12 protein-coding genes are annotated in these 13,718 nt (G+C 45.3%); 6 read left to right on the plus strand and 6 right to left on the minus strand.

All coding sequences use genetic code 11. The features are described 5' to 3' along the window. Window positions 1–14: 14 nt before the first annotated feature. On the plus strand, window positions 15–629 hold the full coding sequence (udk, locus tag LKE40_05415; GenBank protein ID MCH3916891.1) for a uridine kinase: 615 nt from the start codon (window positions 15–17) through the stop codon (window positions 627–629). Between the two features lie 25 nt (window positions 630–654). On the opposite strand, the gene malQ is transcribed toward udk, so the two are convergent. Then, a complete protein-coding gene (malQ, locus tag LKE40_05420) occupies window positions 655–2,187 on the minus strand; it encodes a 4-alpha-glucanotransferase (protein MCH3916892.1) in 1,533 nt (510 codons plus the stop codon). Window positions 2,188–2,322: 135 nt separating this feature from the next. Here malQ and LKE40_05425 point away from each other — a divergent pair, with 135 nt between their 5' ends. The 3 genes from LKE40_05425 to ispF are packed head-to-tail and all read left to right on the plus strand — an operon-like array spanning window position 2,323 to window position 4,099. Beyond that, window positions 2,323–2,823, plus strand: coding sequence for a CarD family transcriptional regulator (locus LKE40_05425; protein ID MCH3916893.1), 501 nt, complete (start codon window positions 2,323–2,325; stop codon window positions 2,821–2,823). A 3-nt stretch (window positions 2,824–2,826) separates the two neighbouring features. Further along, complete coding sequence (locus tag LKE40_05430) at window positions 2,827–3,639, plus strand: 2-C-methyl-D-erythritol 4-phosphate cytidylyltransferase (GenBank protein ID MCH3916894.1); 813 nt, start codon at window positions 2,827–2,829, stop codon at window positions 3,637–3,639. Further along, entirely contained in the window at window positions 3,632–4,099 is a 468-nt protein-coding gene (ispF, locus tag LKE40_05435) for a 2-C-methyl-D-erythritol 2,4-cyclodiphosphate synthase (protein MCH3916895.1), read from the plus strand. The genes LKE40_05430 and ispF overlap by 8 nt, the downstream gene beginning before the upstream one ends. 54 nt (window positions 4,100–4,153) lie before the next feature. On the opposite strand, the gene LKE40_05440 is transcribed toward ispF, so the two are convergent. Together LKE40_05440 and fusA are read right to left on the minus strand one after the other, a co-directional pair. Next, a complete protein-coding gene (locus tag LKE40_05440; protein MCH3916896.1) occupies window positions 4,154–4,861 on the minus strand; it encodes a hypothetical protein in 708 nt (235 codons plus the stop codon). 239 nt (window positions 4,862–5,100) lie between these two features. Continuing rightward, on the minus strand, window positions 5,101–7,212 hold the full coding sequence (fusA, locus tag LKE40_05445; protein MCH3916897.1) for an elongation factor G: 2,112 nt from the start codon (window positions 7,210–7,212) through the stop codon (window positions 5,101–5,103). 255 nt (window positions 7,213–7,467) lie between these two features. On the opposite strand from fusA, the gene LKE40_05450 reads away from it, so the two are divergent. Beyond that, window positions 7,468–7,869, plus strand: a complete 402-nt coding sequence (locus LKE40_05450) for an HIT family protein (GenBank protein MCH3916898.1) — start codon at window positions 7,468–7,470, stop codon at window positions 7,867–7,869. Window positions 7,870–7,939: 70 nt separating this feature from the next. Here LKE40_05450 and LKE40_05455 read toward each other — a convergent pair whose 3' ends face one another. The 3 genes from LKE40_05455 to LKE40_05465 form a co-directional block, all read right to left on the minus strand. Then, entirely contained in the window at window positions 7,940–8,449 is a 510-nt protein-coding gene (locus LKE40_05455; protein MCH3916899.1) for a flavin reductase family protein, read from the minus strand. 66 nt (window positions 8,450–8,515) lie between these two features. Then, window positions 8,516–10,216: a phenylalanine--tRNA ligase subunit beta gene (gene pheT, locus LKE40_05460; protein MCH3916900.1), complete on the minus strand. Its 1,701-nt coding sequence runs from the start codon at window positions 10,214–10,216 to the stop codon at window positions 8,516–8,518. Further along, window positions 10,216–11,754 carry a phenylalanine--tRNA ligase subunit alpha gene (locus tag LKE40_05465; GenBank protein MCH3916901.1) on the minus strand — a complete coding sequence of 513 codons (1,539 nt, stop codon included), beginning with the start codon at window positions 11,752–11,754 and terminating at the stop codon, window positions 10,216–10,218. The genes pheT and LKE40_05465 overlap by 1 nt, the downstream gene beginning before the upstream one ends. A gap of 245 nt (window positions 11,755–11,999) precedes the next feature. Here LKE40_05465 and LKE40_05470 point away from each other — a divergent pair, with 245 nt between their 5' ends. Continuing rightward, a complete protein-coding gene (locus LKE40_05470) occupies window positions 12,000–13,694 on the plus strand; it encodes an alpha-glucosidase (GenBank protein MCH3916902.1) in 1,695 nt (564 codons plus the stop codon). The last annotated feature ends 24 nt before the right edge of the window (window positions 13,695–13,718 follow it).

A 13,718-nucleotide genomic window follows, 5' to 3' on the forward strand; every position in this document is an offset into this window, starting at 1 on the left:
CGGAGGCAGCAGTCATGGATGTCAAAATCATCGGAATTACAGGTGGATCAGGTTCAGGGAAATCTACAATCGTAAGAAAAATCAGTGAGGTATGTTCTGATTTTGTCTTTATTCCTCAGGATAATTACTACAAAAGTGCCTCATTCATCAACAATGAGAACATTACGGCTTTCAACTTCGATCACCCTGATGCCTTTGATATGGAATTGCTCCATGCACATCTCAACAGGCTGAAAGAAGGAAAACCCATTGATATGCCACTCTATGATTTTGTCCATCACAGGCGGAGGGACGAAAAAGTCCATATTGAACCACAGCCTCTGGTTATTGTCGAAGGGCTGATGGTCCTCTATGACAAAAAGATCAGAGACTTGCTGAACTTGAAGATATTTGTCGATACTCCGGCTGACATACGTTTTATCCGCAGGTTACGCAGGGATATTGCAGAACGAGGCAGGACTCTTGAGAGTGTCATCACCCAATATGAAGAAGTAGTCAGGCCAGGTCATTTCAATTTCATCGAACCCACGAAGGAATACGCTGACATCATCATTCCTGAAGGCGGACACAATGAAAATGCACTCTCTGTCCTTATTTCCTTCATCAAGTCAATTTCCCAGACTGACTGAACAGGAGAAAAAGGGAAATGGCAAGCTAAGCTTTGCCGTCGTATCGTCCATACCGGTCAATCATATCTTTCAACCGTTCCATCCGCCATTGATCCACCTGTAGACGCGGCATCCTCCAGCTCCAGTTGGATGTACCGCAGGTCGAAGGTACATTCATCCTCCCTTCACTGCCAAGTTCAAGCAGATCCTGTATCGGCAATATTGCCCAACGGCTGTTGCTCATCAACATGGCCCTTAGCATCTCCCAGACAATTTGGTCATCAGGACATTCCAGATAACGTCGTATTGCATCTTTTGTCCGTCCATCCAGCTTGTCATACCAACCACGTGTCGTATCATTGTCATGTGTTCCCGTATAAACGGCGGAATTTTCAATACAGTTATGCGGCAAATAGGCATTGGAAGCATCAAAGGCCCCATCCTTGCTGAATCCAAAGGCAAACTGGAGGATCTTCATGCCCGGTAGCCGGTTGTTGTCTCTCAGCTCCTCTACATCATCGGTAATTACACCCAAATCCTCGGCAATGAAAGGAAGGTCAGGTCCGAGTGTCTCCCGAAGATGGTCAAGCAGCAACTGTCCCGGTGCCTGTACCCACTTGCCATGGATAGCCGTTTTCTCACCCTGCGGGATTTCCCAATATGCACTGAGTCCACGAAAATGGTCAATCCTGATACTGTCACATAGCTTCAGGGTATTGCGTATCCGATCAGTCCACCATGCAAAATTTGTCTTGATATGGTTATCCCAGTCATAGACGGGATTGCCCCAAAGTTGTCCATCAGCAGAGAACGCATCAGGAGGGACACCGCTTGAAGCGGTCTGCTGCAGGTCGTCATCCATTTTCAGCAACTTGACATTGCACCATGCATCGACACTGTCAGAAGCTACGAAAATAGGAATGTCTCCGATGATTCTTATGCCATGTTCATTGGCATAGGCTTTCACCTTGGCCCATTGCCGGAAAAAGAAATACTGTATTACCTTTACATTCAGTATTGCATCCCTATATTTCTTCTGCAGGGATGCAAGTGTGCTGTCTTTACGTCGTTTGATATCCTCAGGCCATTTGGAAAACCAACGGGAATCGCCATAAAGCCGGCACAGGATGACATACAGGGCATAATCATCCAGCCAAAAACTGTTTTCCCTACAGAAAGCCACAAATTGCTTTTCAGTGCTTCCACCCTCTGCAAGAAAAGCAACGGCAGCCTTATCAAGCAACGGTTCCTTGACACTCCTCACGCGTCCGTAGTCAATACGCTGGGGGAAAAACATCCCAGAAACCTGCAGGACATCTTCCAAACCAAGGAACCCCTCGGCAGCAAGTTCGTTGAGATCTATAAGCAATTCATTCCCAGCAAAGGTACTCCTGACTGCATATGGGCTGTCTCCGAAACCTGTAGGCCCAAGCGGCAACACCTGCCACAAGGTGACATGCATGCATGAAAGCAAATCTATGAACTTCAAAGCATCATCACCAAGGCTTCCGATTCCATGTACAGAAGGCAAGGAAGAAGGATGCATCAAAATACCGCAGTTGCGTCTGTATATTTTCATGCTTGTACAGTACCAAATTGTTTGTCTCTTGCCTACTGGTCCATGTCTTTTCTAACAAGAAACAGCTATTACAAGTGCTCCTTGCTTGTGGCACTACAGTTGTTATTAATCAAAAAAAAGAGTATAATTATCAACATGAGTGCAGCAAAAAAAGAAACTATTTTTTCCATTGGTGAACATGTCGTCTACCCTTTGCAAGGAGTGGGAATCATCAAGAATATTGAGGAACGTACATTCAGAGGAAAAGTTATTCAATACTATGTCATCTATCTTGACATCTCCGATATGACGGTCAGGATTCCTATTGAAAAAAGCAAAGAAATGGGCATCCGTCCTATTGTCAAACCCGCAGAAGCAGAAGCTGCCATAAATTCGATTACAAAAGACTACAAACCCACGCCTGTCGACTGGAAAGCCCGTTATCAGATGAACGTCGACTTGCTGAAGGAAGGTTCCATTGCTTCAATTGCAAAAGTAGTACAGACATTGTACCACAGAAGCAAGATAAAGGAATTGCCAGTACAGGAAAGGCGCTTGTATGACAGTGCACTGAGAATACTTATTGACGAAACGGCCTATTCCCTGGGAAGAGACAAGGAAGAAATCCAGTTGCTTATATTCTCAAAGATGGAGTAGTCGATGTCAATTCCAAGTTTTTCTGCCATCATCGCAGCAGCGGGCAATAGTGAAAGATTCAATGGGAATGCTTCTGTTTCTGTCAAAAAAGAATATTTGAAAATCGGAGAACATACGATTCTCTACAGGGCGACAAGACCATTCCTGGAAGTCCCTAGCCTCAAAAGCATCATAGTCATCTGCCCTCCTGGGCAAAAAGAGGAATGTGCCATAGCCTTGGAGGAAATTTATGAACACTGTCCCGTACCTGTAGTACTATGCAATGGGGGTAAAACACGTCAAGAATCGGTTTTCCTTGCCTTGCAGATGCTACAGAGACTTGAACAGCAGGTTTCTTATGTTGCCATCCATGATGGCGCAAGACCATTTTTGGAAAGTGACCTTATCATCCGAGGACTGGCAACGGCCTGTGTGTACGGAGGAAGTACACCTGCTACGGCAATAACCGATGCCGTCAAGAGGATAGATAACAACGGAACCATAACAAGCCATGAAAACCGAACGGGTCTGGTTTGTGTCCAAACTCCTCAGATTTTTGATTTCCAAAAGATTCTTCTCGCTCATGAGCAGGCAAGAAACAATGGCAAGATTTATGTAGACGATACAGAAATCTATGCAGATTTCAACCAAGAAGTCGGAGTATTTGAAGGTAATCCAGACAATCGCAAGATCACATTCCTAGATGACATTCCCGATGCAAACGCACAGATTGCTGCATATGCAAAGGCAAAGGAAGAAGGCCTCAAGCAAAGTAAGATAGACCAGGAATTCCGCAGGTACCTCAACCAAAGAAAGGAACCGGAAAGCAATGCTTAGAATCGGTGAAGGATGGGATATACATAAGCTGGTACAGGGTGCTCCTCTGAAAATCGGAGGGATTACTGTTCCGTCCGCCAAGGGAGAATCTGCGCACAGTGACGGCGATGTATTGCTGCATGCAATCATCGATGCAATCTTCGGTGCCTTTGCAGACGGTGATATCGGTTCCCATTTTCCGGATACTGATCCTAGCTATAAGGATTGCAACAGCATGGTCCTTCTCTACAAAACATTGGCACTGCATCCTTTTGTTCTAGCTAATCTCGACTGTACAATCCTCCTGCAGGAGCCGAAACTACAGCCTTTCATCCTTTCTATCCGACAAAAGCTAGCAACTGCGCTGAAAGTGCCGACGTCTTCAATTTCCGTAAAAGCCAAGACAGCAGAACACATAGGGGCCGTAGGTGCCGGCGATGCTATCATTGCAAAGGCTGTCATCCTTTTGGAAAGCAAATAAAAAGCAGGAAAGCGCTTTTTTGCTCTCCTGCCAATTACTATCAGAAAGAATATCTTATTTGGTTATCAACATTGTCTTTGGATCAAGATTGACCCCCAAAGGTTTCTTCATGATTCCTTGAGGACCCTTCACCAGAGTCATAAGGACCTTGTCATTGGCATCGTTGAAACGAAGCCCAACCAACAAATCAATTACATCCAGATACGGTCCCATTGTCTCAGGTACACCGAATTGGTCAACCTTCACATCGGCACGTACAGGTGAGACACTGAACCAAACCTCAACGTTAAGTGCTTGGGCAAAGGCCTTGATTTTCCGTACATCTTCCAGATTGGCAGTCGTAAGCTTATATCCATCAAAGAGGATTGCATCGGCCTGGAATGAGCCATGCCGAATCAGCGTCTCCAAACTTGCAAGTATCTTGTCAGTTGATACTGAATCCTGAGAAAAATTCATGACTACACGATTTGATAGGATGTTATTATAAACAGAAGAGGCATCCTCCAGGCTCTTGCCCTCGGCTACCTCTTTGAACACCTCCTTGTACCAATTGATGACATGTTCAACATTTCCGCTGAATGAAACATGGATGACATGCTCACCCCTGAACAGTTTGTCCGTTGCAAGGTGTACCAGGCAAGCAGTTTTTCCGACACCATGTCTTGAAACCAGTACACCGAGGTTTCCGCGTCCCAGGCCGCCGCCTATGGACTCTTCAAAAACCCTGAGAGGACTGATTTTTGTCAATTCTTCTATTTCCATGTATTGCACCTCCGAGATGAATATTCTCAATTGCATTATACCACATAAGTGAAAATGTGGTAGAAATTGTTTTATGATTTTCCGAAAGCAGCCCATAGCGTGATATAATCGGGGATTTTAATTCGTATACTATTATATTATCCAAGCTTGTACACCTACTGTCCAATAACAAAAAATTCAAAAAAAGACCGGCTGCCAATACAGGCACCCGATCTTCTAAGCACTGATATAACAGAGAACTATTTCTGTTCTTCACGCCGCTTTTTCTGATAAGCAAGCTTCAGCTCATCAGATATGCTGGCCGGAACCTTACCATACTTTGCTAGTTCCATGGTGAATTCCGCCTTACCCTGTGTAAGGGAACGGAGCACTGTAGAGAAACCGAACATCTCTGAAAGAGGTACTTCAGCTTCAACAGTGCAGTTGACGTTATCATCCTCGGTTGAAGAAATGATCATACCACGCCGTTGGTTGATGGCACCGAAGATATTGCCTTGGAATTCAGAAGGTCCCTGAATTTCCACATGCATGATCGGCTCAAGAATAACAGGCTTGGCTTTCTCAAAAGCCTCACGGAATGCACCGAGTGCTGCAGTCTGGAATGCCATATCGGAAGAGTCAACGGGGTGCCATGCGCCATCATTGACAACTGCACGGACATTGACAATCGGGAAGCCTACCTGTGTACCACGCTTGAGAGCCAACTGGAATCCCTTGTCACAGGAAGGAATGTATTCGGTAGGAATAGCTCCGCCCTTGACCTCGTCAACGAACTCATAGTCCTTGACTTCCTCACCTTCAGCAGGAGCCGGAAGAGGTTCTATGTATCCTGCGACACGGGCATACTGACCGGAACCACCAGTCTGCTTCTTATGCGTATAGTTGAAGTCAGCTCTCTGGCTGATTGCTTCACGATAGGCTACCTCAGGCTTACCAGGAGTCACCTCGGCATTGTATTCCCTCTTCATTCTCTCGATGTAGACATCCAGATGCAATTCACCCATTCCCTGGATGATGGTCTGGTTTGATTCAGGGTCAACATAAGTACGGAACGTCGGGTCTTCCTTGGTAAAGCGGTTGAGTGCCTTGGCCATATTGTCAGCAGCTTTTTTATCCTTTGGTGTAATTGAAAGGGAAATGACAGGCTTCGGGACAAACATGGAAGACATGGAATAGTTGAGCTCCGGAGAACAGAACGTATCACCTGAAGCACAGTCAATGCCAAACAAGGCAGCAATTTCACCGCAGCCGGCTTCCTGGAGATCTTCCATGGTATTGGCATGCATACGGATGAGACGTCCGACCTTGAACTTCTTGCGGCTACGGGTGTTGTACAGTTCATCACCTTTCTTGACCTTACCCTGATAAATACGGATATAGGTCAACTGTCCATACTGTCCATCCTCAAGCTTGAAAGCCAGGACAACAGCCGGGAGTGTATCATCCGACTTAAGGACAACCTCTTCTTCATTCTTGTCCAAATCAAGAGCCTTGTTGGTAACCTCTGTAGGATTCGGCAAATATGCATTGACAGCATCCATCAAAGGAGGAATGCCCTTGTTCTTGTAAGCTGAACCGATGAGTACGGGACAAAGCTTCAAGGCGATGGTTGCTTTCCGTATAGCCTTGACAATGAGGTCATTGGTTACATTCTCTTCCAGCATGGCTTCCATCAGGTCATCATCTACCATTGAGATGACATCAAGCATTTCTTCCCTTTTTTCCTTGGCTTCATCCAAAAGCTCAGCAGGAATCTCGGCCTCACGTTGGTGGATACCATCAGGGTCGGCATCAAAGTAAAGCGCCTTCATGGTTATCAGGTCAACCACACCCTGCAACTTGTCTTCCAAACCAATAGGAATCTGCAGAAGTACTGCATTGAGACCAAGTTTGTCAATCAACTGCTGCTTTACACGATAGGGGTTGGCTCCCGTTCTATCACACTTGTTTACGAATGCAATCCGAGGAACATGATAACGCTTCATCTGGCGGTCAACGGTAATTGACTGTGACTGGACACCAGCTACAGAACAAAGGACAAGGATTGCTCCATCAAGGACTCGAAGGGACCTTTCAACCTCAATCGTAAAGTCAACGTGTCCCGGAGTGTCGATAATATTGATTTCATGGTTTTTCCACATTACGTTGGTTGCAGCAGATGCAATGGTAATGCCACGTTCCTTTTCCAATTCCATACTATCCATGGTAGCTCCGACACCATCCTTGCCACGGACTTCGTGAATTGCATGAATTTTATTGCAATAATAAAGGATACGTTCGGTAAGAGTTGTCTTTCCCGAATCGATATGGGCGCTGATACCTATGTTTCTCATGTCTGCCAGGTTGCTCATAAATAAACCTCTTGTAATAGAATATGTTTCAGTCCCAGGTAGCACCTGTGACATCATTTCGAATTATGCAAAACCAAGGCTATTGGTTTCCAGTAGAATATTTTCAGCTACTGTTCCATGTCATATGGCCTATGCCTATGCAACAAGGAACGCATACCGGATGGATAATAAAACAAAGATTCTTTTTATGCAATCCCCTACAGGAAAGCTTTTAAGTCTTTTTATTCATGGTCTACGATGATATAATGACAAAGTATGGATACAGTATTCGATAAAATCATAAAGGGTGAAATTCCCTCAGTAAAAATTCATGAAGACGAGTCATGCGTAGTCATCATGGATATCAATCCGGTTGTCAAAGGCCATTGCCTTGTGATAAGTCGCATAAGTTACCCCAATTTCACTGATTGTCCTACAGCCCAGCTCAGCCATATGATGGAAATAGCAAAGTCAGTAGACAAGAAACTGAGGAAGACAACAGGCTGTGAAGGAACCAATATCGTCATCAACAACGGTGCTGCTGCAGGGCAGGCAATACCTCATCTGCATATACATGTAATTCCTCGCTTTTCTGCAGGGACAAAAATCACCTTCCCTCATGAAAGCTACAAGGACAACAATGAAATGCAGAAGCTGGGTGCCCAGCTTAAGTTCTGAAACTTTCCCATGGTAGAAAACACAGACAGTCCATCTGCCTGCTGTTTCCTGCCGCATGAATAAATATCAATCATATCTTCCTGTATGCTTTTTCTATTTCACCGAAAAAAAGTACATGATAATCGTTGTCTGCATAGCTCTTTTCCTTGATGTCTGCAAGAAGAGTTGCAGGTTCCATTGCTTGCCGATAAACTGTCTTGCATTCAAAAAACAAGTGACAAGCGGAAAGAACAGGACAGTCAATTGACTGTGCCGGTTCAGTTTCAAGTCCTGTCCGTGCAAACTTATCCATATCCCTGCCGGACTTTGTCCCGAAGAAGGCAAGTTCTTTCTTCAGGCAACCATCTGCAGGAACACTGACAGTAAAGCAACAAGACTGATCTATCAGAGAATAGGAAAAACGGGAATAGCGGACCATAACCGTCAAAATAGGGCAATTCCAGATCCGCCCGATTTCAGCCCATCCGATTGTCATGGCATTGACTGCCTTGCCATTCCTGACCGTAAGGAAGGCACCGCCGTTGCCAAGCTGCCTGATCAGTTCAGGAGCAGCCTCTTCATATGGAATTTCTTTGATCATATAAGCCTCCGCACAGGAAGAAGAAAAACACTTCCTCTTCCTGGCAATTCTGGTTACAACTACAGATTATCCATGGATTTCCAGCAAGTCATCTACGTCCAGTTCACATGCAACCGTAGGCATTCCACATCCCCAATTCTCCAAGACCTGGGGATGGACTTCACCGAAACAACCAATGACTTTATCACCGGAAACAACCTTTGCACAACGACCTTCGATGAAACGGGAATCACCATCCAATGGAGCCAAAGTATAATCAACTTTAAGGAAATACATCAAATTATAGACCAAAGAGCTTATCTCATTGTAGCCCATGACGGAATCAGCTGCCAATAATCCCAAAGAATCCCGGGTAATGGTACCACTGTTATCTTCCGGATACAGATAAGCAATCTTCCCTACTTCAAAAATCTTATGAGGGAATGAAGCACTGGCACTGACACCTTCGCTCTCAAGCAAGCTTGGCAGTACCGACGGCCTTACATAGCCGTAGTTTTCACTCATTGGGTTCGCAATCTGTATATAGTCCTTGCCATCGACGCACATGTTGTCAATGAATTCCTTCTTGGAACCGAGGTAGTTATACATCATTTCCTGGAAGCCAAAGCCAACCATGATATCTCTGATTTTCCTTGAAAGCTCTTCTACGGGAGAAAGACGCCCCATGGTAAAGTCATGCGGCAGCTCCGGAATAAAATTTTCAAGCCCGTAGCCGATGATGACATCTTCGACTAAATCTGCCGCATGAAGGAAATCATCACGGTATTCAGGCACTGTGGCATAAATTTCATCACCTTCCTGTATTGCATAGATTCCCATCTTCCGCAAAGAAGCGATGACCTGTTTGCCTGTAAGCGGCTCACCTAATGTCCTATGCACCTCTTCCATGGTACACTTGATCGGTGACTGATAGTAAAACGGGACGGTAATTTCCTTACCAAATTCAGTTTCTTCATCAAAAAAGACTTTTACCGGTAGAATGGTGAATCCCATATCAACCATGTCACAGGACATGATAGCTGCAACCAAAAGCAAATTCCTGAGGATAGGACCGCTCATTTCAATGAACAGGTTCTCATCTCCCACTTTCACGGCTCCTATCCTTGCACTATTGATTACCGGAGGAAAAGACAATGTCTCGCCCTTGTCATCGAACAAGTAAGGATAAAGCGGATCATTTTCAACCAAGGGACCATACTCGATACCTTTCGGATGTTTCTTGCATATCTGCCGAAGCGTCAATTCCTCATCCATCCCCAACGGGATAAATTTTGTCTGATCAGGATCGGCCGCCTCATAGTGGACCGGATAGTTAATCAGATCACTGCGGTAAATACCCATGGCAATGGTCTTGCGCTTCCTTCCATAGTTGGTACAGAGCTTTTCCTGACTCTGAATCAAGGTCAGCAAATCATCCTCAGTGACTTTATGTCCGGTAACAGCAAAGCCAATCGAGTACTTCCTTTTCTCGGGAGCATGCTTCACATACATGCACCGGCCCTCATTGTCCATGGTTTCCTGTATCGTTGAGAAAAAATCATACAGGGGGACTTCTGAAGTCTTGTAACAGTTAATCTGCCTTGCTACACCGGCCGCAGACCAAAGGTCAGGCCTGTTGGTATCATTCAGTTCAATCTTTATGATTCCATCGCTATGTCCGTCAAGTTCGGCCTTCGCGACAGGAAATATTGCCTCAAGTTCTTCGTCCGTATAAGGTTTGCCGAGCAATCTGAAAAAATTCTTTTCTGTGGTTTCAATCTTAGGCATCAGTTCCCCCTCCTGTTACGCACACTTTCGATATCAGGCGTAAAAAGTTCCCGCAGATCATTGAGTCCAAGATGCATAAGCGCCATTCTGTCAATGCCAAGTCCCCAAGCGAGGACCGGCACATCAATGCCCAACGGTTTGGTTACTTCTGGGCGGAAGATGCCACTTCCTCCCAACTCGAACCATCCCAGCACAGGATGCTTGATGTGTACCTCAATGGAAGGTTCCGTAAATGGGAAATAGCCAGGTACATATTTGACTTCCTCGGCTCCCGCAATCTCTTCAGCAAAAAGCTTGAGCAAGCCAAGCAAAGTCTTGAGATTGACATCCTTGCCAAGCACGATACCCTCAGTCTGATAAAAATCTGCACCATGGGTCGCATCAACCTGATCATAACGGAAGCAACGGACAATGCCGAAATACTTTCCTGGAACTTTTGCCTTGGTCAGCTGATGGGCAGAAAGTACCGTCCCCTGGCTTCGCATTACCTGACGTCGCGTGAACTCATGGTCAAAGGCATATCCCCAGCCTCTTGAACCCGTGTTACCGCCATTCATATGGGTCTGTGCGACATTGGTCAGCCAAGGTTCCTCAATTTCCTTGCAATGGCGAGGTTCCTTGATATAATACACATCATGGATATCACGCGCACTGTGGAACTGCGGCATGAAAAGTGCATCACCGTTCCAGAACTCGTTTTCTACCAGAGGACCGTCAAATTCCTCGAATCCCAAGGAAATCAATTTGTCCTTTACCCATTGCAGATAAGCACCATAAGGATTGTGCCTGCCAGGAATCAACCGTGAAGTCGGGGCATTGAGTCCATATGGACGGAAGGAAGCCTCCTTCCAACTGCCGGAAGACAGGATATCCTGGGTAACTGCACCCAGCTCTTCACCGCTCAGATGTGCTGCAAGCACAGCTTCCTTGGCCGCTGCACCCTCTTTTGTCAATTCATAGACAATTTCTTCCTTTTCAGTCATCCTGAAGGGAACACTGCCTATACCTCGTTTCTTTGAATTCCTATCAAGCAATTTCTGTTGGACAGGTTGCAGGTCTTCCTTGTCGATAGGGTTTGCAAGGCCTTTTCCCAGTAAATCGGCAAGCATCTGCTCTTCTTCAGGGAGCTTGTCACTGACAAGCAAAGCCTGCTTCTGCTCATTCATCTTTGCAACTCTCGCCTTGGAAAGTGCACCGAAAGCTGACCCTACAGTACTCTTTTCCAATCCTAGGGCTTCAGCAATTTCGGGAAGCGTGGCAGCGCCATGCTCACCCAAGTATGTAAAGATGCGTCGGGAAGGGGTACCTGTCTTCTGTTGTTCACGACCAAGTTCTGTCAACTCAAAGAGAATGCGGGTCTTTCGACTCATTTCCGCCACGTAGCCTTTCGCACCAAGCCAGCTGAAAGCTTGGTTGCATTGCCCCACATTGTAACCCAGTTCTGCAATGATTCTGTCCGAGGTAATCGGTTCACCCGGACATACATGTCTGAGCAGACGGACTTCAAGGGGATGCAATTTCTTTACATCAATGTCCATTGTTCACTCCATCTCCGGCTCACTGCACAAGTAAGCCGATATTTCACCTTATACTAGTAGAACCACAATAAAATGAAAAGGGTATCTGACAGGAGGAACAGAAAAAAAGCAGGCCGTACAAGGCCTTCTGGAAAAAGACCTCTCATCTGACTTCATGATTTACAGTGATATAAATAAAAAACAATTGCCGTAATTGGCACAACCAAGTATAGTTTATCAAAGAACGGATAACTGAGGTAATAATTATGGAAGAAAGAAAATGGTGGAAAGAAGGCATTGTCTATCAGATTTATCCACGTAGTTTCATGGATTCCGATGGTGACGGTATCGGAGACCTGAACGGGATCACCTCAAAGCTCGACTACCTGAAATATCTTGGTATCGATATCATCTGGTTATGCCCTATCTACAAAAGCCCGAACTATGACAACGGCTACGATATCAGTGATTATCAAGCTATCATGGATGAATTCGGCAACATGAATGATTTCAATCACCTGCTGAAAGAAGCCCATGCACGAAAGCTTAGGATAATCATGGACTTGGTAGTAAACCACACCAGCAGTGAACACGAATGGTTTATTGAAAGCAAGAGTTCCAAAGACAATGACAAGAGGGATTTTTACATATGGCGAGACGGCAAGGAGGATGCAGATGGCAACAGGGTTCCACCGAACAACTGGGGCAGTGAATTCGGCGGTCCAGCATGGCAATATGACCAACAGACCGGACAATACTATCTCCATCTTTTCACACCGCAGCAACCTGACTTGAACTGGGAGAACAGACAGGTCAGGAATGCAGTATATAAGATGATGACCTGGTGGGGCAACAAAGGTATCGATGGATTCAGGATGGATGTCATCACCATGATCAGCAAAAAGCAAAGTCTGCCGGACGGTGAACCAAAAGGAAAATATGGAGATTTTTACCCTTATTCCGTAAATGGTCCGAGAATTCATGAATTTCTCAAGGAAATGAACGGCAAGGTAATTTCCAAGTTCGACTGGATGACTGTCGGAGAAGGCCCGGGAGCTTCTGTCTTTGATGCTCAAAGATATACAGGATCTGACCGTCATGAACTGAACATGATTTTTGGATTCGATCATGTCAACATCGGAAAAGACAAACCAGGAAATGATTATGACCTCGAACCTCTTGACCTCGTGGAATGGAAAAAAATCTGGGAAAAATGGCAAATCGGACTGGAAGGAACCGGATGGAATTCACTTTATCTGCAGAACCATGACCAGCCACGCAGCGTTTCCCGATTCGGGAATGATGATCCGAAATATTGGCAGGCAAGTGCAAAAATGCTTGCTTTGGTACTCCATATGATGAAAGGAACCCCTTACATCTATCAGGGAGAGGAAATCGGTATGACCAACAGAAGATGGAAGGACATGAACCAATTCAGAGATGTAGCCGCCTTGAACGGTTATACATATCTGCAGCAGGCAGGCTACAGTGAAACGGAAGCCCTTGCTCTTGTAGCGAAGATGTCAAGAGACAATGCACGGACACCGATGCAATGGACTGATGGAAAACAGGCCGGTTTTACCACAGGTGACAAAACATGGATAGGTATCAACGAGAATTGGGAAAAAATAAATGTCAAGCAACAGCTCAGTGACCCATCTTCAATACTTCAGTTCTACAGGTTGCTGATAAACTTCAGACATAACAGCAGGTTGGTCTGCTATGGGAAATTCACGCTTCTCGAAAAAGAGGACAGGAACCTATTTGTCTATACAAGGGAACTTGAAGAAGAAAAGATGTTGGTCATCGCCAATTTCACAAACCAGAAGCAACCATACGGTCTCCCTGATGAATTCGTAGATGGTAGAATCATGATTTCAAATATGGATAGGATCAAGTTAGACAAAGAACTGGAACTTTCCCCTTATGAAGCAATGGCTATCATGAAAGCAAAAAACTGACATACCGCAATACATCAGCAGGAC

Source organism: Spirochaetia bacterium (genome assembly GCA_022482625.1).
Taxonomy (GTDB): domain Bacteria; phylum Spirochaetota; class Spirochaetia; order Sphaerochaetales; family Sphaerochaetaceae; genus Pleomorphochaeta.

Coding starts and splice junctions, on each gene's coding strand:
- LKE40_05450 (MCH3916898.1), top strand. CDS start 7,468: ATGGATACAGTATTCGATAAAATCATAAAGGGTGAAATTCCCTCAGTA.
- LKE40_05465 (MCH3916901.1), bottom strand. CDS start 11,754: ATGGACATTGATGTAAAGAAATTGCATCCCCTTGAAGTCCGTCTGCTC.
- malQ (MCH3916892.1), bottom strand. CDS start 2,187: ATGAAAATATACAGACGCAACTGCGGTATTTTGATGCATCCTTCTTCC.
- ispF (MCH3916895.1), top strand. CDS start 3,632: ATGCTTAGAATCGGTGAAGGATGGGATATACATAAGCTGGTACAGGGT.
- udk (MCH3916891.1), top strand. CDS start 15: ATGGATGTCAAAATCATCGGAATTACAGGTGGATCAGGTTCAGGGAAA.
- LKE40_05455 (MCH3916899.1), bottom strand. CDS start 8,449: ATGATCAAAGAAATTCCATATGAAGAGGCTGCTCCTGAACTGATCAGG.
- LKE40_05430 (MCH3916894.1), top strand. CDS start 2,827: ATGTCAATTCCAAGTTTTTCTGCCATCATCGCAGCAGCGGGCAATAGT.
- LKE40_05425 (MCH3916893.1), top strand. CDS start 2,323: ATGAGTGCAGCAAAAAAAGAAACTATTTTTTCCATTGGTGAACATGTC.
- fusA (MCH3916897.1), bottom strand. CDS start 7,212: ATGAGCAACCTGGCAGACATGAGAAACATAGGTATCAGCGCCCATATC.
- LKE40_05440 (MCH3916896.1), bottom strand. CDS start 4,861: ATGGAAATAGAAGAATTGACAAAAATCAGTCCTCTCAGGGTTTTTGAA.
- LKE40_05470 (MCH3916902.1), top strand. CDS start 12,000: ATGGAAGAAAGAAAATGGTGGAAAGAAGGCATTGTCTATCAGATTTAT.
- pheT (MCH3916900.1), bottom strand. CDS start 10,216: ATGCCTAAGATTGAAACCACAGAAAAGAATTTTTTCAGATTGCTCGGC.